At 70.8% G+C, this 20,415-nt stretch carries 19 protein-coding genes; 10 read left to right on the top strand and 9 right to left on the bottom strand.

All coding sequences use genetic code 11. The features are described 5' to 3' along the window. Positions 1 to 12 precede the first annotated feature (12 nt). Positions 13 to 2,745, bottom strand: coding sequence for a phosphoenolpyruvate carboxylase (gene ppc, locus AC07DA_RS02055; protein WP_479123649.1), 2,733 nt, complete (start codon positions 2,743 to 2,745; stop codon positions 13 to 15). 294 nt (positions 2,746 to 3,039) lie between these two features. Here ppc and AC07DA_RS02050 point away from each other — a divergent pair, with 294 nt between their 5' ends. From AC07DA_RS02050 to AC07DA_RS02035, 4 genes are all read left to right on the top strand, one after another. Then, positions 3,040 to 4,059, top strand: a complete 1,020-nt coding sequence (locus AC07DA_RS02050) for an acyl-CoA desaturase (RefSeq protein ID WP_479123647.1) — start codon at positions 3,040 to 3,042, stop codon at positions 4,057 to 4,059. Further along, positions 4,056 to 4,733, top strand: coding sequence for a TetR family transcriptional regulator (locus tag AC07DA_RS02045; protein ID WP_479123645.1), 678 nt, complete (start codon positions 4,056 to 4,058; stop codon positions 4,731 to 4,733). The genes AC07DA_RS02050 and AC07DA_RS02045 overlap by 4 nt, the downstream gene beginning before the upstream one ends. A gap of 67 nt (positions 4,734 to 4,800) precedes the next feature. Further along, positions 4,801 to 5,052 (top strand): type II toxin-antitoxin system Phd/YefM family antitoxin, encoded by a 252-nt coding sequence (locus tag AC07DA_RS02040; RefSeq protein ID WP_479123643.1) that lies wholly within the window; start codon positions 4,801 to 4,803, stop codon positions 5,050 to 5,052. Then, positions 5,049 to 5,297, top strand: coding sequence for a type II toxin-antitoxin system RelE family toxin (locus tag AC07DA_RS02035; RefSeq protein WP_479123641.1), 249 nt, complete (start codon positions 5,049 to 5,051; stop codon positions 5,295 to 5,297). Before AC07DA_RS02040 ends, AC07DA_RS02035 begins: the two co-directional genes overlap by 4 nt. Before the next feature lie 7 nt (positions 5,298 to 5,304). Here the strand turns inward: AC07DA_RS02035 and AC07DA_RS02030 are convergent, their stop codons facing one another. After that, positions 5,305 to 6,120, bottom strand: a complete 816-nt coding sequence (locus AC07DA_RS02030; protein WP_479123639.1) for a trans-aconitate 2-methyltransferase — start codon at positions 6,118 to 6,120, stop codon at positions 5,305 to 5,307. 138 nt (positions 6,121 to 6,258) lie between these two features. Between AC07DA_RS02030 and tamR the strand changes: the two genes are divergently transcribed. Continuing rightward, positions 6,259 to 6,756, top strand: a complete 498-nt coding sequence (gene tamR / locus AC07DA_RS02025; RefSeq protein WP_059416014.1) for a MarR family transcriptional regulator TamR — start codon at positions 6,259 to 6,261, stop codon at positions 6,754 to 6,756. Here the strand turns inward: tamR and AC07DA_RS02020 are convergent. Then, positions 6,715 to 7,482, bottom strand: a complete 768-nt coding sequence (locus tag AC07DA_RS02020; protein ID WP_479123636.1) for a LuxR C-terminal-related transcriptional regulator — start codon at positions 7,480 to 7,482, stop codon at positions 6,715 to 6,717. The genes tamR and AC07DA_RS02020 overlap by 42 nt on opposite strands. A gap of 303 nt (positions 7,483 to 7,785) precedes the next feature. Between AC07DA_RS02020 and AC07DA_RS02015 the strand changes: the two genes are divergently transcribed. The 3 genes from AC07DA_RS02015 to AC07DA_RS02005 all read left to right on the top strand — a co-directional run bounded on the left by AC07DA_RS02015 (position 7,786) and on the right by AC07DA_RS02005 (position 9,992). Next, entirely contained in the window at positions 7,786 to 8,244 is a 459-nt protein-coding gene (locus AC07DA_RS02015; RefSeq protein WP_479123634.1) for a GNAT family N-acetyltransferase, read from the top strand. Between the two features lie 81 nt (positions 8,245 to 8,325). After that, positions 8,326 to 8,982, top strand: coding sequence for a hypothetical protein (locus tag AC07DA_RS02010; protein ID WP_479123632.1), 657 nt, complete (start codon positions 8,326 to 8,328; stop codon positions 8,980 to 8,982). Further along, positions 8,979 to 9,992: a hypothetical protein gene (locus AC07DA_RS02005; RefSeq protein WP_479123630.1), complete on the top strand. Its 1,014-nt coding sequence runs from the start codon at positions 8,979 to 8,981 to the stop codon at positions 9,990 to 9,992. The genes AC07DA_RS02010 and AC07DA_RS02005 overlap by 4 nt, the downstream gene beginning before the upstream one ends. A 52-nt stretch (positions 9,993 to 10,044) precedes the next feature. On the opposite strand, the gene galK is transcribed toward AC07DA_RS02005, so the two are convergent. The 3 genes from galK to galT are packed head-to-tail and all read right to left on the bottom strand — an operon-like array spanning position 10,045 to position 13,257. Beyond that, positions 10,045 to 11,208: a galactokinase gene (galK, locus tag AC07DA_RS02000; protein ID WP_479123629.1), complete on the bottom strand. Its 1,164-nt coding sequence runs from the start codon at positions 11,206 to 11,208 to the stop codon at positions 10,045 to 10,047. A 28-nt stretch (positions 11,209 to 11,236) separates the two neighbouring features. Then, positions 11,237 to 12,199: a UDP-glucose 4-epimerase GalE gene (gene galE, locus AC07DA_RS01995; RefSeq protein ID WP_479123627.1), complete on the bottom strand. Its 963-nt coding sequence runs from the start codon at positions 12,197 to 12,199 to the stop codon at positions 11,237 to 11,239. Then, a complete protein-coding gene (gene galT / locus AC07DA_RS01990) occupies positions 12,196 to 13,257 on the bottom strand; it encodes a galactose-1-phosphate uridylyltransferase (protein WP_479123625.1) in 1,062 nt (353 codons plus the stop codon). Before galT ends, galE begins: the two co-directional genes overlap by 4 nt. Positions 13,258 to 13,421: 164 nt before the next feature. Between galT and AC07DA_RS01985 the strand changes: the two genes are divergently transcribed. Continuing rightward, the gene (locus AC07DA_RS01985) at positions 13,422 to 15,101 is read left to right on the top strand and encodes a sodium:solute symporter family protein (RefSeq protein ID WP_479123623.1); all 1,680 of its coding nucleotides are present in this window, start codon (positions 13,422 to 13,424) and stop codon (positions 15,099 to 15,101) included. A 20-nt stretch (positions 15,102 to 15,121) separates the two neighbouring features. Further along, positions 15,122 to 15,439, top strand: a complete 318-nt coding sequence (locus AC07DA_RS01980) for a hypothetical protein (RefSeq protein WP_479123621.1) — start codon at positions 15,122 to 15,124, stop codon at positions 15,437 to 15,439. A gap of 234 nt (positions 15,440 to 15,673) precedes the next feature. Here the strand turns inward: AC07DA_RS01980 and AC07DA_RS01975 are convergent, their stop codons facing one another. The 3 genes from AC07DA_RS01975 to AC07DA_RS01965 all read right to left on the bottom strand — a co-directional run bounded on the left by AC07DA_RS01975 (position 15,674) and on the right by AC07DA_RS01965 (position 20,344). After that, positions 15,674 to 16,354, bottom strand: coding sequence for a helix-turn-helix transcriptional regulator (locus AC07DA_RS01975; RefSeq protein WP_383329930.1), 681 nt, complete (start codon positions 16,352 to 16,354; stop codon positions 15,674 to 15,676). A gap of 239 nt (positions 16,355 to 16,593) precedes the next feature. After that, on the bottom strand, positions 16,594 to 18,501 hold the full coding sequence (locus tag AC07DA_RS01970; protein ID WP_479123619.1) for an outer membrane protein assembly factor BamB family protein: 1,908 nt from the start codon (positions 18,499 to 18,501) through the stop codon (positions 16,594 to 16,596). A gap of 58 nt (positions 18,502 to 18,559) precedes the next feature. Next, a complete protein-coding gene (locus AC07DA_RS01965) occupies positions 18,560 to 20,344 on the bottom strand; it encodes an outer membrane protein assembly factor BamB family protein (RefSeq protein ID WP_479123617.1) in 1,785 nt (594 codons plus the stop codon). Between the last annotated feature and the right edge of the window lie 71 nt (positions 20,345 to 20,415).

Raw genomic sequence — 20,415 nt, 5'->3', positions numbered from 1 at the left:
TCGTGCCGGGGTTCAGCCGGTGTTGCGCAGGCCTGCTGCCACGCCGTTGACGGTGAGGAGCAGGGCGCGGGCGAGGAGCGGGTCGGGGGTCTCGCCTGCGGCGGCGGCGTCGCGCTGCCGCTTGAGCAGGGCGACCTGGAGGTAGGAGATGGGGTCGAGGTAGGCGTCGCGGATGGCGAAGGTCTGCTTGAGGACGGGTTGGGCGTCGAGCAGTTCGTTCTCGCCGGTGACGCGGAGGACCTCGGTGACGGTCAGTTCGTGTTCGGCCTTGATGGTGTCGAAGACGTGCTTGAGCTCGTCGGGGACGAGGGTGTCGACGTAGTGCTGGGCGATGCGCAGGTCGGTCTTGGCCAGGGTCATCTCCACGTTGGAGATGAAGTTGCGGAAGAAGTGCCACTGCTGGTGCATCTCGTCCAGGACGGTGTCGAGGCCGGCCTCGCGCAGGGCCTTGAGGCCGGAGCCGACGCCGAACCAGCCGGGGACGATCTGCCGGGACTGGGTCCAGCCGAAGACCCAGGGGATGGCGCGCAGGCCGTCGAGCGAGACGCCGGAGCCGGGGCGGCGCGAGGGCCGGGAGCCCAGGTGCAGGTCGGCGAGCTGGTCCACCGGCGTGGAGGCGAGGAAGTACGTCGGCAGGTCGGGGTCCTCGACGAGGCGGCGGTAGGCGGCGTGGGCGGCGTCGGAGACGACGTCCATCGCGGCGTCCCAGCGGGCGAGGGCCTCGGTGGACTGGCGGGGCGCGGTGTGCAGGGCGGAGGCCTGGAGGGTGGCGGCCACCGTGAGTTCCAGGTTCTCCCGGGCCAGGGAGGGGATGAGGTACTTGTCGGAGATGACCTCGCCCTGTTCGGTGACCTTGATCTCGCCTTCGAGGGTGCCCCAGGGCTGGGCGAGGATGGCGTCGTGGGTGGGGCCGCCGCCGCGGCCGACGGTGCCGCCGCGGCCGTGGAAGAGGCGCAGGCGGACGCCGTAGCGGTGGGCGACGTCGCGCAGGCGGCGCTGGGCGCGGTGGATCTCCCACTGGCTGGTGGTGATGCCGCCGAACTTGGAGGAGTCGGAGTAGCCGAGCATGACCTCCTGGACGTCGCCCCTGAGCGCGACCAGGCGCCGGTAGGACGGGTCGGAGAGCATGTCCTCCAGGATGGTGTCGGCGGCCTTGAGCTCGTCGGTGGTCTCCAGCAGCGGCACGATGCCGATCTTGGCCCAGCCGGCGTGCAGGTCGATGAGGCCTGCTTCGCGGGCGAGGACGGCGGCGGCGAAGACGTCGTCGGCGCCCTGGCACATGGAGATGATGTAGGACTCGATGACCTCGGGCCCGAAGACCTCCAGGGCCTTCTTCACGGTCTGGAAGACGCCGAGGGTCTTCTCGCCGGGCGCGTCGACGGGCGCGGGCGAGGGGGCGAGGGGCCGGCGGGACCTGAGCTCCTTGGCGAGGAGCTTGGTGCGGTACTCGCGGGGCATGTCGGCGTAGCGCCAGGATTCCTCACCGAGGCGGTCGAACAGCTGACCGAGGGCGTGGTGGTGGGCGTCGGCGTGTTCGCGGACGTCCATGGTGGCGAGCTGGAGGCCGAAGGCGGCGAGGGTGCGGATGGTGCGGGCGAGGCGGCCGTCGGCGAAGAGGCCGCCGCGGTGTGCGCGCAGCGAGTCCTGGATGATCCGCAGGTCGGCGAGGAGTTCGCCGGTGCCGAGGTAGTCGCGGCCCTCGACGTGGGGGGTGCCCTCGGCGAGGCGCTTCTTGGTGTTCTCCAGCTTCTGCCGGATGCAGGTGGCCTTGAGCCGGTAGGGCTCCTCGGCGTTGAGGCGCTTGTAGCGGGGGCTGATCTCGGGGAGGTTCTCCAGGTCGGTCTGGAGGGAGGTCAGCAGTTCCTCGGTGGCTCCGGCGTAGCGGATGGAGTTGGACAGGAAGCCGCGGAGCTCGTCGATGGTCTCCAGGGCGTCGTTGATGCCGTGCTCGTGCTGGAGGATCAGGACGTCCCAGGTCACCTGGGGGGTGACGTTGGGGTTGCCGTCGCGGTCGCCGCCGATCCAGGTGCCGAAGGTGAGGGGGCGGGTGTCGTCGGGGAGCTTGACGCCCGCGCGCTCCAGCTCGGCGGTGAGGTCCTCCAGCACGTCGCCGACGGCGCCGGCGTGGAGCTCGTCGAGGTAGTAGATGGCGTTGCGGGCCTCGTCGGCGGGCTCGGGGCGCACCACGCGCAGTTCGTCGGTCTGCCAGACCAGGTCGATGTTCTCGGCCAGCCGGATGTCGAGGCGGCGGCGGTCGGACTCGATGACCGGGGTCTCCAGGAGCGCGGCGATGCGCCGGAGCTTGTTGAGGACCGACCGGCGTGCGGCCTCGGTGGGGTGGGCGGTGAAGACGGGCCGGACGTTGAGGTTGCGGACCGTCTCGCGCAGGTGCTCGGGGTCGGCGTCCTTGAGCCGGTCGGCGGTGCGGGCGAGGAGTCCGCCCTCGGCGGCGCGGCGGGCGCGCAGCTCGCGGCCGCGGTGGACCTGCTCGGTGACGTTGGCCAGGTGGAAGTAGGTGGAGAAGGCGCGGACCAGCTTGGCCGCGGTGTCGAGTTCGGTGCCGCGCAGCAGCTCGGCGGCGGCCTCGCCGTCCTCTCGGGTGAGGCGGCGGACCTTCTCGACGAGGTCCAGCAGCTCGGGGCCCTCCTGCCGGACGAGGGTCTCTCCGAGGAGGTCGCCCAGGCGGCGGATGTCGGCACGCAGCTCGCTGCTCGTCGTCGTGGTCTGGTCGTCGGCACTGCTCACAGGTGCGGCTCCTTGCAGTGTTGAAGCTCGTCTGGGAGGGAACCCGGACGGCGTCTCGCGCGGCGGGCGCCGCTTACGGGGCCGGACGTCCGGGAAGAAATCAGAGCGGACCGCGCTGTCCGACCGACTCAAGGATAGGTGTCGGCCGGGACGCGCAGGCTGTCGGGCTCTTGCCGCGGAGCGACGCACTGCCATACTTACGATGCCGTAGGTTACGGAACCGTAGGAAGCACTGCACGGATTCCCGTGGCCCGGCGACTCCTTCTCCATCCACATACCCCCCAGGGGACGCGTATGACCAGTAGTTCCGACGTGATCGCGGACGCCGCGCAGGCGCCCGGTCAGCCCATCGACGCCACAGCGGCCTCCGCCACGCTGGGCGGCGAGAAGAAGCGGTCCATCGAGCAGATCGCCCTCCTCCTCTTCATCACCGTTCCGTTCCTCGCGCTGCTGGCGGCCGTGCCGCTGGCGTGGGGATGGGGGGTGAGCTGGCTGGACCTCGGTCTGCTGGTCTTCTTCTACTACCTGGGGTGCCACGGCATCACGATCGGTTTCCACCGTCACTTCACGCACGGCTCCTTCAAGGCGAAGCGGCCCCTGAAGATCGCGCTGGCGATCGCCGGGTCGATGGCGGTCGAGGGGCCGCTGGTGCGCTGGGTCGCCGATCACCGCAAGCACCACAAGTTCTCCGACGCGGAGGGCGACCCGCACTCGCCGTGGCGGTTCGGCGAGACCCTGCCGGCCCTGATGAAGGGCCTGTGGTGGGCGCACATCGGCTGGATGTTCGACGAGGAGCAGACGCCGCAGGAGAAGTACGCCCCGGACCTGATCAAGGACAAGACGCTGCGCGCGATCTCCCGCCAGTTCGTGCTGTGGACCGTGGTGTCGCTGGCGCTGCCGCCGCTGATCGGCGGTCTGGTCACGATGTCGTGGTGGGGCGCGTTCACGGGCTTCTTCTGGGGTTCGCTCGTCCGGGTGGCCCTGCTGCACCACGTGACCTGGTCGATCAACTCGATCTGCCACGCGGTGGGCAAGCGCCCCTTCAAGTCGCGTGACCGCTCGGGCAACGTGTGGTGGCTGGCGGTCCTGTCCTGCGGCGAGTCCTGGCACAACCTGCACCACGCCGACCCGACCTCGGCACGGCACGGTGTGATGCGCGGCCAGCTGGACTCCTCGGCCCGGCTGATCCGCTGGTTCGAGATGGCCGGGTGGGCGTACGACGTGCGCTGGCCGTCACGCTCGCGTATCGATTCGCGGCGTACGACCGGGGAAGGCGGCTCCCGGCGGGGGAAGGAGCCCGTCGAGGCGGCATGATGGTCGCTGTGGCGACCGACTCGAGCAGCACCCCCAGCAATGACAAGCCGCGGCGAGTGCGTCGCACCCGGATGACCGGTGCCGAGCGCCGCCAGCAGCTGCTGGAGATCGGTCGCACGCTCTTCGCGGCCAAGGGGTTCGAGGGCACGTCGGTGGAGGAGATCGCGGCCAAGGCCGGGGTCTCCAAGCCGGTGGTCTACGAGCACTTCGGCGGCAAGGAAGGGCTCTACGCGGTCGTGGTGGACCGCGAGATGCGCCGCCTGCTGGACATGGTGACCGGCTCCCTGACGGCCGGCCACCCGCGCGAACTGTGCGAGCAGGCGGCGTTCGCGCTGCTGGACTACATCGAGGAGTACACGGACGGCTTCCGCATCCTGGTCCGTGACTCGCCCATCCCCCAGTCCACCGGGTCGTTCGCCTCGCTGATCTCGGACATCGCCACCCAGGTGGAGGACATCCTGGGCCGCGAGTTCAAGAGCCGCGGCTTCGACCCCAAGCTGGCGCCGCTGTACGCCCAGGCCCTGGTCGGGATGGTCGCCCTGACCGGTCAGTGGTGGCTGGACGTGCGCAAGCCGAGGAAGGCCGAGGTGGCCGCGCACCTGGTGAACCTGGCCTGGCACGGCCTGGACGGCCTGGAGGCCAAGCCGCACCTGATAGGGCGCCGCAAGGCCTGAGTCGGCAGGGCGCCGCACTGCTCGAGCCGACCTGTGCACAAGATTAACCTTGTGCAATGATTCGTCCATGACTGAGATCGCGATCAGCGCAGCCCGTGCCCAGCTCGGAGACCTGGTCCGCCGCGCGGCCCACAGCCGGGAGACCATCGCCCTCACCGACCACGGTCACGTCGCGGCGCTGCTCGTGTCGCCCCAGGTGATAGAGGATCTCGAGGACGCCGTGGCGGTCGCCGACTACCAGCGGCGCAAGGCGGAGGGCACCCTCGACGAGGGCATTCCCCACGAAGAGGTCGGACGCATGCTGGGGCTGCGTCCGTGACCTACCGCATCATCTGGGAGCCCGGCGCCACGAACGCGGCCGTCCGCTTCCTCAAGGACGACCCGACCGGGCTCGCCGCCGTGTACGAGGCCGTCGACGGGCTTGCCGGGAATCCGCGCCCCGCCTCTTCGGCGCCCTATGGTCCGGGCTTCCGGCGACTGCGGGCCGGCGCTTACCGGGTGCTCTACCTCATCGACGACGACGTCGTGCGCGTCCTCGTCACCCACCTGGGCCGCACAGGCTGATCAGCGGTCAGGCCCGCCGCGCCACGGCGAAGATCCGCCGGAACGGGAACAGGGTGCCGTGCGGGCCGGCCGGATAGGCCTCGCGCAGGGCCTGCCGGTACTCGGCGACCAAGCCCTCCCGGGCCCCGGGCTCGTCGGCGAGCGCGCTCAGCACCGGCCGCAGGCCGGTCCCCTTCACCCAGTCCAGCACCGGGTCCTCGCCCTCCAGCAGGTGGAGGTACGTCGTCTCCCACACGTCGGCCGCGCAGCCGAGGGCCGTCAGCCGCTCGTGGTAGGCCTCGGGGGCGAGCACGGCGTCGGCGTGGCGCAGGGTGCCGGCGAGCCGGTCGCGCCAGCGCGGTGAATCGGCCAGGGCGCGCAGGATCCGGTGGCTGGGGGCGTCGAAGTTGCCGGGCACCTGGAAGGCGAGGATCCCGCCGGGTTTCAGCCCGGCGACCCAGTCGGGGAACCGGTCCGCGTGCCCCGGCACCCACTGCAGTGCGGCGTTGCTGACGATCAGGTCGTACGGCTCACCGGGAGACCAGGTGCGGGCGTCGGCGGGGGCGAAGTCGAGGCGCCCGCCGCCGGCGGTCGGGCCCTCGTGGTCGACGTGGGCCCGGTCGAGCATCTCGGGCGCGTTGTCGTAGCCGGTGATCCGGGCGGTGGGCCAGCGGTCGGCGAGCAGCGCGGTGACGTTGCCGGGGCCGCAGCCGAGGTCGGCGACGCGGGGCGGCTCGTCGGGCAGGTCGGGGACGCGGGCCAGGAGGTCGGCGAAGGGCCGGGCGCGGTGGCCCGCGTGGCGCAGGTACTGGGCGGGGTCCCAGGTGGGGGCGGGGTCGGGCATGGATCCTCCGGGTGTCCTTCGGGCCGGCCGTACGGCGGCACACGCGACGCACACCCAGCGTGACGGCGCGACTATCTCGATGTCAAGATAATGGACATCAAGAGACTCTACGTCGACACAACCACTACACTGATCGTCATGGAGGACGAGGTCGACCGGCTGGTCGCAGCATGGCGCCGGGAGCGCCCGGACCTCGACGTGGAACCGCTCGAGGTGCTCAGCCGTGTGAGCAGACTGGCCCGGCACCTGGACCGGGCCCGGCGCCTGGCCTTCTCGGAGCACGGTCTGGAACCGTGGGAGTTCGACGTCCTGACGGCGCTGCGCCGCGCGGGCACGCCCTACCAGCTCTCGCCCGGACAGCTCCTCACCCAGACGCTGGTCACCTCCGGCACGATGACGAACCGCATCGACCGCCTGGCCAAGAAGGGCCTGGTGGAACGCCTGCCCGACCCCAGCGACCGCCGCGGCGTCCTGGTCCGGCTCACGGACGAGGGCCGGGACCGCGCCGACCAGGCCCTGGCGGGTCTGCTGGACCAGGAGCGCGCGATTCTCGCGGAGCTGACCCGGGCCCAGCGCGGCGAACTGGCGGGCCTGCTACGCCAGCTGACCGCCCCGTTCGACAACATCCCCGGCTAGGTCGACGGGCCCCACTCCGGCCCGCCGGGCCAGGGCCACGGCGGCGAGCGTGGAGTGCACCCCCAGCTTGCCCAGCACGTTCTGCATGTGGGTCCGCACGGTGTGCGGCGACAGGTACAGGCGCTCGGCGACGGCCTTGCGCCCCAGCCCCGCCACCATGCACCGCAGCACTTCCCGCTCACGCGGAGTGAGGGACTCCACCAGCCGCTCGCTCTCGGTGCGGTGCTTGCGGGCGGCGGTCAGCTCGCGCAGCACGCCGGTGAGCAGGGCGGGCGGCAGGTGCGTCTCGTCCCGCAGCACGCCCCGGATGACCGTGAGCAGCCGGGACAGCGAGCAGTCCTTGGCGACCCACCCGGAGGCACCGGCCTGCAGGGCGAGCGCGGCCCGGCGCGGGTCGTCCTTCTCGGCGAGCACGACGGTCCGTACGTTCGGCTGCGCGGAACGCACGCCCGTGACGAGGGAGATCCCGTCCACGAGCCCGTCCTCGTTGCCCTCCTGCACGGGGACGGCCGGGCGCGCGCCCGGCACCTTGCCGCCCAGGTCGGCGTCGACGAGCAGCACGTCGAACCGGCGCCCCTCGGCGACCGCGCGCTCCAGGCTGCGCAGCGCGGCGGGACCGCTGCCGGCGGCGGAGACGTCGACGTCGGGCTCGGCGGCCAGGGCCGCGGCGAGCGACTCGGCGAAGATGCGATGGTCGTCGACGACCAGGACTCGGATACGAACCACGAAACCCCCTCACCCGAGCTCTTGGAGAGCAGGGGATACCCCATCGTCGGGAGACGACACCGCGCGGGTACGACCCCGGAGTGTGCGTCCGCTGCGCCTGTCCGTCCGTCCTCGCCGCAGCCGACCGGGTCGCCGCAGCCGCACGGCCGCCGCCGTGCAGGAAACCGCTACCCCCACTCCGGGTGTCGTACCCGGCTGTCTCGCCCCCTGAGCGGCACCGGCCCCCACCGGTGCTGTTCATCAGGGTACGGGCGGGGGCTCGGAGCGGAAGGTTATTTGCAGAACTGACCGTCCGACACGTTTATGGTGTGCCGCATGTTCCGTCTTGAGACAGAAGTCGACAAGGCCCGACGTGATCTGCTCCGCACGCGTCTGCGGGAGGCCAACACGGCCGCCTCTCCGGTCCTGCGCGCCCTGCGCGGAACTCCGGACGAACGGGACGTCCCGTTGCACGTGTGGGCTGTGAACGACACCGACGGCGACCTGGCCGGCGGCCTGGTCGGCCACACGTGGGCGACCTGGCTGCACGTCACGTACCTGTGGGTCGACGAACGCCACCGGGGCCGGGGCCTGGGCTCCCGGCTGCTGGCCCGAGCGGAACACATCGCCGCCACCCGGCGCGCCTGCCGCTCCTCCCGCCTGGAGACCTGGGACTTCCAGGCCCCTAGCTTCTATCGGAAGCAGGGGTACGAGGTGGTGTGCGTGGTGCCGGACTATCCGCCGGGGATCACGGAGTACACGCTGGTGAAGCGGCTGGGCTGAACGCACCTCGTGCCGGGCGTGATCGGGCGTCCCGATAGCGTGGGTTCGCTTGAGTAACCCCCACATCAACGGGAGCACACAGTGAACCGCCCCGCTCGGCTCGTGACAGCCGCGCTCACCGCATCCGCGGCCCTGCTGCTGACCGCCTGCGGCTCGGAAGGAGGTGACGGGGCGTCATCCGACGAGATCGCCGGCGCGGACACGGCCGGGACGCCGTCGGCCTCGCCGTCGCCGTCCGCCTCGGCGCACGGGATCGACCGGCCGGGGATCAAGCTGCCGAGTGACATGAAGCTGGTCTTCGAGGACCGGCGGACCGGGGACGCCACGAAGGACGCGATCCTGGCGGACAACGAACGGGCTGTCAGCACGGTGTGGCAGGCCATGGCGTACGGCGACGTGAAGAAGTCGGGCATGGCGTTCTACTACACGGACGACGCACTGGTGGGCGTGTACCAGTACGCGAAGGGCGCCATCACCAAGAAGACCAGTTGGGCCGGCACCCTGCGCTACTACGACCGTCAGGTGAAGGTGTTCGACAACAAGTCGGCGGCTTTGACGTACTGCGTCGACGAGAGCAAGGCCGACCTGAAGAACCGCGAGACGGACAGGCTGCAGGGCACCAAGACCACGCCGGACAGCTACGTCTTCTACAACCTGGGTCTGAAGAAGAACGCGGACGGCGTCTGGCAGACGTGGGACCTCACGGAGGACCGGGGGGCACAGAAGTGCCAGCCATGAGGCGGTGCCTGGGGTCGGCGGCGCTGACCATGGCGTTGACCTGCAGCGGCGCCTTTCCGGCTGTCGCTGGGGGCTTCGACACCATCGGCTCACAGCAGCGCAAGACGTCCGGTGGTTCATCCGGCCCCGCGCTGGAGTCCCGCGTCAGCATCAAGGTCGAGGGCACCAAGGCCGAGGGCGAAGGGCCGATCTCCTCCGCTGCCGTGGACTGGGAGCCCCCGGCCTGCTGGTACGAGCCGTACTGGAAGGCCGAGGACTTCAAAACCTTCACGGAGGCGAAGTGGTCGATGTACGAGTCGGCCGGTGGCGCGCCCGAGGGCATCGCAGACGCTCAGGCGCGCTACAAGAAAGGCCATCCCTACACCGACTTCAACGTCGACAAGAACGACCAGGGCATGTGGTGGGTGGCCGTCAAGAACCCGGAGATGAAGGACGACCCGGCGGCGCAAGCCTGCACCCGGGACCCGTTCTGGGTCGACAACGGCGACATCCCCGACGTCCCCCAGGCCATCGACACCGAAACCCTCGCCGGGCTCGCGCATCAGCGGACCGTCGTGCCGCCGACCAGGGTCTCCATGGCGCCGGACGGCAGGTCCACGGTGAACGCGCCCACCTGGATCTGGCTCGACAAGAAGGCCTTCGAGCCCGTCTCCGTCACGGCGAGTCTGCCCGGCACCGGCCTGTGGGCGACCACGACCGCCAGGCCGGTGAGCCTGCACATCGACGCGGGGACCAGGGACGCGGAGGTCCTTCCGGCGTCCGGGGAGTGTCTGATCGACGACGACGGCTCGATCGGAGAGCCGTACGCCAAGGGCAAGGCGGAGCTGACGCCTCCGTGCGGGGTGCGGTATCTGCGGTCGTCGGGGGACGGCACCTACGCCCTCGAAGCGACGCTCACCTGGGAGATCACCTGGGAGGGCGCGGGCGGCACGGGCGGTGAGCTGCCCGACGGGACGTTCGCCACGACCACCGAGGTGCCGGTCCAGGAGATCCAGTCCGTCAACCGCTGAGCCGGACGGGAACCGGCGCCCTCGGTGTGAGGGCGCCGGTCCCGGTCGGGGGTCAGACCAGGCGGCGGGCCCCCGGGGAGGGGACCGCCTCGAAGACGCGGGGGGTCGTGAAGTCCGCCGCGGCGAAGGCCTCCGTCACCGCCTTGGTGATCGCGTCGACGTCCGCCTCCTCCGCCAGGACGATCGCCGAGCCGCCGAAGCCGCCGCCGGTCATGCGGGCGCCCAGGGCGCCAGCCGACAGGGCGGTGTCGACGACCAGGTCCAGCTCCGGGCAGGAGATGCGGAAGTCGTCGCGCAGGGAGGCGTGGCCCTCGACCAGGACCGGGCCGATCGCGCGGGTCTCGCCGGATTCGAGGAGGGAGACGACCCGTTCGACGCGTTCGTCCTCCGTGACGACGTGGCGGACCAGGCGGCGCACCTCCTCCTCGTCGCCGAGGCGGGCCAGGGCCTCCTCCAGCCCGTCGTGGGGGATGTCGCGCAGCGCGTCCACCCCGAGCAGGGCCGCGCCCTTCTCGCAGCCCGCGCGGCGCTTGCCGTACTCGCCCTCGCTGTGGGAGTGCTTGACCTGCGTGTCGACGACCAGCAGGCGCATGCCCTCGGCCGCCAGGTCGAAGGGGATCTGCCTCTGGGAGAGGTCGCGGGTGTCGAGGAACAGCGCGTGCCCGGCCTCGCAGCACGCGGACGCCGTCTGGTCCATGATGCCGACCGGGGCGCCGACGTAGACGTTCTCGGCGCGCTGGCACAGGCGGGCCAGCTGCCAGCCGCGCAGCCCGAGGGAGAACAGGTCGTTCAGGGCCAGGGCGACCACGACCTCCAGGGCCGCCGACGACGACAGGCCCGCGCCCGAGGGGACGGTGGAGGCGAGGTGGACGTCCGCGCCGGTCACCGCGTGGCCCGCCTCGCGCAGCGCCCAGACCACGCCCGCCGGGTACGCCGTCCAGTTCTTGTCCGACTCGGGGGCGAGGTCGTCCAGGCGGAGTTCGCTCACCCCTCCCTCGACGTCCGCCGAGTGCAGGCGCACCACGCCGTCCTCGCGGCGGGACACCGCGGCCACCGCCTGGTGCGGCAGGGCGAACGGCATGACGAAGCCGTCGTTGTAGTCGGTGTGCTCGCCGATGAGGTTGACGCGGCCCGGCGCCGCCCACACCCCGTCCGGCGCGGATCCGTACAGCTCCGCGAACCGCTCGGCGACCGTCTCGGCAACAGCCTCGCTCATGCCCTGACCCCTGACCCTTCCGTATGTACTAGTTGCCGCGCCGCTGCGCGAAGTCCCACGCGTCCGCGACGATTCCCGCGAGATCCGCGCGGGACGGGTTCCAGCCCAGCTTCTCGCGGGCCGTGGCGGCCGACGCCACCAGGACCGCCGGGTCGCCGCCCCGGCGGGGGGCCACGACCTCGGGGACCGGGTGGCCGGTCACGCGGCGGACCGTCTCGATGACCTCGCGGACGGAGAAGCCGTTGCCGTTGCCGAGGTTGCAGATGAGGTGCTCGCCGGGGGCGGCGGCCTTCAGGGCCAGCAGGTGGGCCTCGGCCAGGTCCGCGACGTGGATGTAGTCGCGCACGCAGGTGCCGTCCGGCGTCGGGTAGTCGTCGCCGTAGACGGAGATCGCGTCGCGCCGGCCCTGCGCGACCTGGAGGACCAGCGGGATCAGGTGGGACTCGGGGTCGTGGCGCTCGCCGTACTGGCCGTAGGCCCCGGCCACGTTGAAGTAGCGCAGGGAGACCGCACCCAGGCCGTGCGCCGCCGCCTCGCCGGTGATCATGTGGTCGACGGCGAGCTTCGTGGCGCCGTAGGGGTTGGTGGGCTTCGTCGGGGCCGTCTCGACGATCGGGACCTGCTCCGGTTCGCCGTACGTGGCGGCCGTGGAGGAGAAGACCAGCTTGCGCACGCCCGTCTCGCGCATCGCGGCCAGCAGGGCCATGGTGCCGCCGACGTTGTTGTCCCAGTACTTCTCCGGCTTCACGACCGACTCGCCGACCTGCGAGGACGCCGCGAAGTGCAGGACGCCGTCGAAGGAGGAGTCCAGCCACTTGGCCGCGTCGCGGATGTCGCCCTCGACGAAGGAGGCGCCGGCGGGGACGCCCTCGCGAAAGCCCGTGGAGAGGTTGTCGAGGACGACGACCTCGTGACCGGCCTCCAGCAGGTGCTGCGCGACCACGCTGCCGACGTATCCCGCGCCGCCCGTCACCAGGTACTTCCCGCTCATGAACTCGCTACCTCTCGCAGTCGCTCGGCCGCGCGCTCCGGCGGCACGTCGTTGATGAACACGTTCATGCCGGACTCGGAACCCGCGAGGAACTTCAGCTTGCCGGAAGTGCGGCGGATGGTGAAAAGCTCGAGGTGGAGCGCGAAGTCCTCGCGCACGACCCCGTCGAACTCCTCCAGCGCGCCGAACGGTGCCTGGTGCCAGGCCGCGATGTAGGGCGTCGGCGGCTCGTTCTCACCGAAGATCCGGTCGAAGCGCCCCAAGAGTTCCAGATAGACCTTGGGGAACTCTGTGCGGGCGGCCTCGTCCAGGCCGAGCAGGTCGGGCACGCGGCGCTTGGGGTACAGGTGCACCTCGTAGGGCCAGTGTGCCGCGTAGGGCACGAACGCCACCCAGTGGTCACCCTCCAGGACGACCCGCTCGTCGGCGAGTTCCCGCTCCAGGACGGCGTCGAAGAGGTTCTCCCCGCCCGTCATCTCCTTGTGGGCGGCGACCGAGCGGAGCATCAGGGCGGTGCGCGGGGTGGTGAAGGGGTAGGCGTAGATCTGCCCGTGCGGATGCTGGAGCGTCACCCCGATCTCGGCACCCCGGTTCTCGAAGCAGAACACCTGCTCGACGGAGGAGAGATGGGACAGCTCCGACGTACGGTCCGTCCACGCCTCCAGCACCAGGCGCGCCTGCTCCTCGGAGAGGTCGGCGAAGGAGGCGTTGTGGTCGGAGGTGAAGCAGACGACCTCGCAGCGGCCCGAGTCGCCGGCGAGCGAGGGGAAGCGGTTCTCGAAGACCACGACGTCGTACGAGGAGTCCGGGATCTCGCTCAGCCGGTCGCCCTCGGAGGGGCACAGGGGGCACTCGTCGGCCGGGGGGTGGTAGGTGCGCCCCTGGCGGTGGGAGGCGATGGCGACACGGTCGCCGAGCAGGGGGTCGCGGCGGATCTCGGACGTGGTGACGGTGCGGTCCAGCGGGCGGCGGTCGGCCGCACCGCGGACGCTGTCGTCCCGCAGGTCGTAGTAGATGAGCTCGCGACCGTCGGCCAGCCGGGTCGAGGTCTTCTTCACGCCGCACTCCTCATCCTTCAAACATAACCGAACATATCAAAACACCACTCCCCTCAATCGTCAACATCACAATCCAACAAAGAGCATCACCGGGAGTGTTCAATTGCTGAACGCGGACACGTAGATTCCGCGAGGTATCGGTTCGCGCGACAAAGCGAGGGCTCATGCAAACCCCCACATCTCTGGCAGCCGAGCTACGGCTCCCCACCAACTGGCTCGACTACACCATCCTCGGGATCTACTTCGTCGTCGTCCTCGGCATCGGTTTCGCCGCGAGACGCTCGGTGAAGACGAGCCTCGACTTCTTCCTCTCCGGCCGCTCCCTGCCCGCCTGGGTCACCGGTCTGGCGTTCATCGCCGCCAACCTGGGCGCGACCGAGATCCTGGGCATGGCCGCCAACAGCGCCCAGTACGGCGTCTACACGACCCACTGGTACTGGATCGGCGCCATCCCGGCCATGGTCTTCCTGGGCCTGGTGATGATGCCCTTCTACTACGGGTCTAAGGTCCGCTCGGTCCCCGAGTTCCTGCTGCTGCGCTTCGACAAGGCGGCGCACCTGCTCAGCTCGGTCCTCTTCGCCTTCGCCGCCATCCTCATCGCCGGCGTCAACCTCTACGCCCTGGCCATCGTCGTCGAGGCGCTGCTGGGCTGGCCGGAGTGGGTGGCGATCGTGGTGGCCGGCTTCTTCGTCCTCGCCTACATCACCCTCGGCGGCCTCTCCTCGGCTATCTACAACGAGGTCCTCCAGTTCTTCGTGATCCTCGCCGCGCTCATCCCCATCACCGTGCTCGGCCTGAAGAGCGTCGGCGGCTGGGACGGCCTGTCGGACAACCTCACCGAGTCCCGCGGCGGTGACTTCATGACCGCCTGGGGCGGCACGGGCATCGGCAGCGACAACCCGCTGGGCGCCAACTGGCTCACGATCGTCCTCGGCCTCGGCTTCGTGCTCTCCTTCGGCTACTGGACGACGAACTTCGCCGAGGTGCAGCGCGCCCTGTCCGCGAAGAACCTCTCCGCGGCCCAGCGCACGCCGCTGATCGCCGCCTTCCCGAAGATCTTCATCGTGTTCCTCGTGATGATCCCGGGCCTGGTCGCCGCCGTCCTGGTCCCCAAGATCGGCACCGCCGGTTCGGACCTCCAGTACAACGACGCGATCCCCTACCTGATGGAACAGCTGCTGCCCAACGGCGTGCTCGGCATCGCCGTCACCGGTCTGCTCGCGGCGTTCATGGCGGGCATGGCGGCCAACGTGTCGTCGTTCAACACCGTGTTCACGTCGGACATCTGGGCCAAGTACGTCGTCCGGGGCCGCGAGGACGAGTACTACGTGCGCTTCGGCCGGCTCATCACCGCCATCGGCGTCCTGGCCTCCATCGGCACCGCGTTCCTGGCGTCGTCCTTCTCGAACATCATGAGCTACCTGCAGACGCTGTTCTCCTTCTTCAACGTGCCGATGTTCGTCGTCTTCATCATCGGCATGTTCTGGAAGCGGGCGTCCATGAAGTCCGGCTTCTGGGGGCTGCTGGCGGGCACCACCGCCGCGATGGTCAACTACTTCGTCCTCTACAAGCAGGACATCATCGACATCCCCTCCGACCAGGGGGCGAACTTCGTCTCGGCGATCGCGGGCTTCGTCGCGGGAGCGGTCGTCATGGTGGCGGTGTCGCTCTTCACCGCGCCGAAGCCGGCGGAGGAGCTCCAGGGGCTGGTCTACGGCACGACCTCGCCCGGTATGACCGAGCCGGCGGCGCCGGGGGACGAGGCCTGGTACCGCAAGCCGGCGCTGCTGGGCTGGGGCGCGGTCGTCCTGGCCGCGGCCTGCTACATCCCGTTCTCGTTCTGACCCAGGGAGGCTGACAGAACATGTCCGAGTTCTACTCCGAGAAGGACGTGCAGCGGGAAGTCACCGAGCTGCAGGGCAAGTCGGCGACCGCCGCGCGGCTGTTCGACATCCGGCGGATCATCGGCGGGCTGTTCGTGGTGTACGGCGTGATCGTCACGATCGCGGGTCTGACGGCGTCCGACGCCGACATCGACAAGGCCGAGGGGGTGAACATCAACCTGTGGACCGGTCTGGGCATGCTCGCGCTGGGGCTGTTCTTCCTCGTGTGGCTGAAGCTGAGGCCGGTGGCTCCGCCGCCGCCGGGGGCTGAGCCGGAGGGGGACGAGCGGGTGGACTGACCCGGCCGGGTGGGTGCGGGCCCCCCAGCGGCACGACGGCAGCTGGGACGGCCCGCACCCGCCGACGCACGGAAGGGGCCGTGCCGGGGGGTGTCCGCCCGCAGCGGTTGGCGCGTCAACGAACAGTGAGTCGGCACGCAAGTCGATCGCGCCGTTCCGAGGACGGACACCCCCCGGCGCGGCCCCGACCCACAACCCACCGTCAGGCGACGGCGAGGACACGCGGCTGACGGCTCACGGCTCCCGCCGCACCGGCCCCGCCCGGTCCAGCAACCCCGTCCGGGCCGCCAGGGCCGCCGCCTCCAGGCGGGAGCCGACGCCGAGCTTCATCAGCACCCGCTGGACGTGCGTGCGGGCCGTCGACGGGGCGATGCCCATGCCCGCGGCGATCAGCCGCGTGTCCTCCCCGTCCGCGACGCGGACCAGGACCTCGACCTCCCTCGGCGTGAGCATCGACAGCAGCCGCTGCCCCTCGTCGTCCGGCTGGGCCGCCGGGTTGAGCAACTCGCTGAACGCCCCCTGCAGCAGCTGCGGCGCCACCGCCGCCTCCCCCGCCCGCGCCTTCATGATCGCCCGCTCGACACCCTCTATGCGCTCGTCGTGCCGGACATAGCCGGAGGCCCCCGCCGCGAACGCCGCCGCGATGCCCCGCGGGCTCGGTACCGGGCCCAGCACCAGCACCGCCACCTGCGGCCGCTCCCGCTTGATCTTCACCACGGGATCGAAGATCCCCGGCTCGGCCGGCGTGGCCGTCCCCAGCAGGCACACCTCGGGCGCCCGCGTGATCACCAGCTCCGCCGCCCCCGCGGCCGGCGCCGCCGCGGCCAGCACCCGGTGCCCCCGCAGCTTCAGCGCCGAGGCCAGCGCCTCCGCCAGCAGTCGGTGGTCGTCGACCACCATGAGCCGCACTCCCATGCGAGCAACCCCCCAGTCACCCAGTCCCCCCAATGGAAGCCCCCCGGCTCCCCCGCCTTCATGCCCCCGGAAGCTACACGCTTGTTCGACGTTGCGCTCCCCCTACCCGCGAGAATCGCCCCGGATCGCCGAAATTCCTCGCATTCGAGGTTGACCGGGCCAAACGCGAACGGTCCCGCCCCTGAACAGGGACGGGACCGCACCGGCCCTCAGTCGATCAAGGATCGATCACCAGACGATCAGCTCGTTCCGAAGCCGACCGCGAGGTACTCCTTGTCCCGCCCGACGGACCGCTTGCTCGCGTACACCTTGGACATGTACAGCTGCCCGTCGCCGTAGAGGAACTCGGAGTAGTCCGGCGACATGCTGGTCTCCACGTCGCGCACCTGGTCCGTCGCGGGGTTCTCCAGCAGGGTCGTCTGCTTGAAGCTGCCCCCGTCGATGCTCACGACCTGCCCGCCCTTGTCGTACGGCGGGCGCTTGTAGGCGATGACGTTGCCGCCGTCCATGCGCAGCGGAGAGATCGTGTAGCCGTCGCCGGCGTCGGCCCGCTGCCCGGTCTGCTTGCCGGTCGCGAGGTCGAAGGCGACGATCTCGTTGGTCTGGCTGTACTTGCCCGTGCCGTCGTGCTCCTCGGTCGGCAGGTAGAGCCGGTCGTTGCCGACGGCCAGCTGGTTGCAGTACTCGATGCGGGTGATGCCCTCGCAGCGGGCCGCGAACTGCTCGCCCGGCGCGGAGATGCGGGTGCGCAGCTTGCCGGTCTTGTTGTCGATGGAGAAGAAGTCCGAGATGCCGCTGCCGTCGCCCGCGGAGTCACCGACGTCGGCGGCCACCACGAGCGGGTTGGTCGACACGACGCTCGCGTACTCGATGCCCTCGGCCATCTTGTACTCGGAGATCACCTTCCCGGACTTCGGGTCGATGGTCTGGATGTGCAGCTGCCGCTGCTCGTACGAGCCGCACTTGCGCACCGCGACCAGCTTCTCGCCGCCGCCGTAGCCGGCGTCGTAGCAGGAGTCGCTCGGCTTCGGGCTCCACAGCAGCTTGCCGGAGACGTCGTAGGCGGCGCCGCCCCGGGTGCTGCCGACGGCGATGGTCTTGCCGCTGATCGTGACGTTGTCGAAGCTGATCGGATCGCCACCGGCCTCGACCGTCTTGGTCCACAGCTTCTTGCCCGCGTCGAGGTCGATCAGGGCGATCTGGCTGCACCCGTGCGAGGGCTCGGCCTTGGTCGGCATCGCGGGCTGGTGGAGGATCGCCGTCAGGCCGTCGTCGGTGACGTGGCGGCTGGCCTGGCAGACCGGCCCGTCCAGCGGGACCGACCAGAGCTTGCCGCCCTCGGTGCGGTCGTAGCCGACGAGTTGGGCGATGCCGCTCTTGACGTACGCCTTGTCGGTGAGCCAGGAGCCGGAGACGACGACCGTGCTGTCGTTCTTCACCTCGGGCGCCGGGACCTGGAAGAGGACCTTGGCGCCGGGGTCGGCGGGTGCCTTCTCCTTGCCGCCGGAGGAGGTGCCGCCCTTGCCCTCGGTGGTGCCGCCGGTGCCGCCGCCGGAGCTGGCCGTGTCGTCCTTCTTGCCGTCGTCCTTGGACGAGGAGTACCAGACGCCGCCGCCGATGATCAGGGCGATCGCCACGACCGCGGCGACGATGATGGCCACCTGGGCGTTGAACTTCCCACCGCCGCCCGGCTGTCCGGACTGCGGCTGCAGCGGCATGGTCGCCTGCGGATAGCCGTACCCGGGCTGCTGCCCGTAGCCCGGCTGCCCGTAACCCGGCTGCCCGTAGCCCGGCTGCCCGTAGGGCGCCGTCGGCGGCTGCCCGTACGGCCCCGGCTGCTGGCCGGGGTAGCCGTAGCCGGGCGGGGCCTGCGGAGGCTGGGCCGGCTGGGGGGCGCCCTGCGGGTAGCCGTACCCCGGCTGCGGCTGGGGCGGCGTCTGCGGGGCCTGCGGCGCCTGCGGGTTCGGCGGGGCGGCCGGCGGAGGCGTCTGCGGGGCCTGCGGGTAGCCGTACCCCGGCTCGGGCGCCTTGCCGAGGTTCGGCCCGCCGGCGGGCGGCGGGGTCTGCGGCGGCTGGGGCTGGTCCTGGGGCGGCCCGAACCCGCCCCCCTGCGGGGGCTGCTGGGGCGGCGGCGGAGGCTGGGTCATGACGTGGGCACCTCGGGGAAGGGGACGGACGGCGAACGACGGTGAGGGGGAGGAAGGATCACTTGCCGTAGGCGAGCATCAACTTCTCCTTCGTGTCGTCGTTCCCGCTCAGCCGGGTCGTCGAGATGTAGAAGCGCCCGTCGACCCAGTCGATGTCCTTGGAGAAGAACCCGTCCTCGATGTCCGCCGCGCCCTGCGGGTTCTGCAGCAGCTTGACCGGCTTGTGGCTGCCGCCGCCCGTGGGGATGGCGACGATCTGGCCGCCCGCGTCGTACGACGGCTGCACGTAGGCGATGAGCTTGCCGCCCTCGACCTTCATCGGCAGCATCGACTCGTCGGACGGGGACTTCACCCGCCACTTCTCCTTGCCGTTGGCGAGGTTGACCGCGACGATCTCGTTGGCGCCGGTGGTCGCCTTGGTCGGCAGGTAGAGCGTGTCGCCGTCGACGGCGACGCCCTGGCAGCCCTGGAGGTCGCGCTCCAGGATGGCCCAGCCGCACTCGGGGGCGAAGTCCTCGTCGAAGCCGACCTGGGAGCGGAACTTGCCGCCGGAGGTGAAGGTGGAGATGTTCCAGGCCTTCTTGTCCTCGTTGGTGCTGTAGACGACCAGCGGGCTGACCGAGTACGTGCGCGCGACCCGCCAGCCCTTGTCGAACGGCTGGGTCCACTTCGCCTTGCCGGTCTTGGGGTCGAGCTCCTGCACCTCGTCGTGTTCCTTGTCGGTGCCCGCGCCGCAGGAGGAGACGGCGATCAGCTTCTCGCCGCCGGCGAACGCGGACGGGAAGCAGGAGTCGCCGTAGCGCTTCTTGTCGAAGAGCTTGTCGCCGTTGGTGACGTCGTAGGCGGTGCCGGACTGGGAGCGGCCCACCATCAGCGTCGTGCCGGTGAGGGACAACTCGACCGAGAGCGTGGAGTCGAACAGGGCGCCGTCGGCGACCTTCTCCTTCCAGCCCTTCTCGCCGGTGTTGAGGTCGATCTCCTGCAGCTGGTTGCACTTGGCGCGGTCGCTGCTGCCGCTCATGTAGGCGACGACGATCTTGTCGTCGGCCGTCTTCTGCGGGGTGGTCGCGCAGATCTTCTGCGGGAAGGTGATGGCGTCCCAGGCGGGCTTGCCGTCACCCGTGTCGAAGGCGAGAAGCTGCTTGTACGCGGCCTTCACCGCCGTCTTGTCGGTGATCCACATGCCGGGGGCGTCGGCGCCGGAACCCGGCGCGTCGGGCGCCTCCTTGTACCAGAGGACCTTGGCCTCGCCGGCCTGGCGGCCCTCGTTGAGGTTCTCCGGGTCCTCGCCGCCGTCGCCGTCGCCGTCACCGGGGTTGACCGGGGCGGAGGAGCCGGCCTTGGGGTCGTCGCTGTGCCGCGCGACCGGCTTCTTCCGGCCCTCACCGCTGTCGCCGCCGGTGACCGCCCAGACGGTGCCGCCGACGACGAGCAGCGCGGCGACGGCCGCACCGATGACCACGGCCGGCTTGCCCTTGAAGGGGTTGCGGGAGCCGCCTGGCGGCGGGGTGCCGGGCGCGCCCGGGAACTGGGGCTGCTGCGGGTAGCCGTAACCGGGCTGGCCGTACGGGCCGGGCTGCTGGGGCTGGCCGTACGGGCCGGGCTGCTGGGGCTGGCCGTACGGGCCGGAGGCGTACGGTCCGGGCTGACCGTAGGGGCCGGGCTGCTGCGGGGGCTGCTGCGGATAGCCGTAGCCGGGCTGCGGCGGGCCCTGCGGGGGCGGCGGGGTCTGGGGCGGGCCCTGGGGTGGTGGCGGGGTCGGTGCCCCGAAGCCACCGCCCGGCGGCGGGTCCTGCGGTGCTCCGAAGCCACCGTGCGGTGGCTGACTGGGCGGCTGAGTCATCAGTCGCTCCCCCCGTTTCACTCATTTCTAGCCACGCCCTGGGCACACGATGGGCTCAGAGTCGCTTCATA

Source organism: Streptomyces sp. NPDC044921 (assembly GCF_056432865.1).
The sequence above is the reverse complement of the archived record's forward strand: the minus strand, read 5'-3'. Positions and strand labels throughout refer to the sequence as shown.

Excerpts from the sequence above, each read along its gene's own strand:
- AC07DA_RS02050 (WP_479123647.1), top strand. The coding sequence starts at position 3,040 with ATGACCAGTAGTTCCGACGTGATCGCGGACGCCGCGCAGGCGCCCGGT.
- AC07DA_RS02045 (WP_479123645.1), top strand. The coding sequence starts at position 4,056 with ATGATGGTCGCTGTGGCGACCGACTCGAGCAGCACCCCCAGCAATGAC.
- AC07DA_RS02040 (WP_479123643.1), top strand. The coding sequence starts at position 4,801 with ATGACTGAGATCGCGATCAGCGCAGCCCGTGCCCAGCTCGGAGACCTG.
- AC07DA_RS02030 (WP_479123639.1), bottom strand. The coding sequence starts at position 6,120 with ATGCCCGACCCCGCCCCCACCTGGGACCCCGCCCAGTACCTGCGCCAC.
- tamR (WP_059416014.1), top strand. The coding sequence starts at position 6,259 with ATGGAGGACGAGGTCGACCGGCTGGTCGCAGCATGGCGCCGGGAGCGC.
- AC07DA_RS02015 (WP_479123634.1), top strand. The coding sequence starts at position 7,786 with ATGGTGTGCCGCATGTTCCGTCTTGAGACAGAAGTCGACAAGGCCCGA.
- AC07DA_RS02005 (WP_479123630.1), top strand. The coding sequence starts at position 8,979 with ATGAGGCGGTGCCTGGGGTCGGCGGCGCTGACCATGGCGTTGACCTGC.
- galK (WP_479123629.1), bottom strand. The coding sequence starts at position 11,208 with ATGAGCGAGGCTGTTGCCGAGACGGTCGCCGAGCGGTTCGCGGAGCTG.
- galE (WP_479123627.1), bottom strand. The coding sequence starts at position 12,199 with ATGAGCGGGAAGTACCTGGTGACGGGCGGCGCGGGATACGTCGGCAGC.
- AC07DA_RS01985 (WP_479123623.1), top strand. The coding sequence starts at position 13,422 with ATGCAAACCCCCACATCTCTGGCAGCCGAGCTACGGCTCCCCACCAAC.
- AC07DA_RS01980 (WP_479123621.1), top strand. The coding sequence starts at position 15,122 with ATGTCCGAGTTCTACTCCGAGAAGGACGTGCAGCGGGAAGTCACCGAG.
- AC07DA_RS01975 (WP_383329930.1), bottom strand. The coding sequence starts at position 16,354 with ATGGGAGTGCGGCTCATGGTGGTCGACGACCACCGACTGCTGGCGGAG.
- AC07DA_RS01970 (WP_479123619.1), bottom strand. The coding sequence starts at position 18,501 with ATGACCCAGCCTCCGCCGCCGCCCCAGCAGCCCCCGCAGGGGGGCGGG.
- AC07DA_RS01965 (WP_479123617.1), bottom strand. The coding sequence starts at position 20,344 with ATGACTCAGCCGCCCAGTCAGCCACCGCACGGTGGCTTCGGAGCACCG.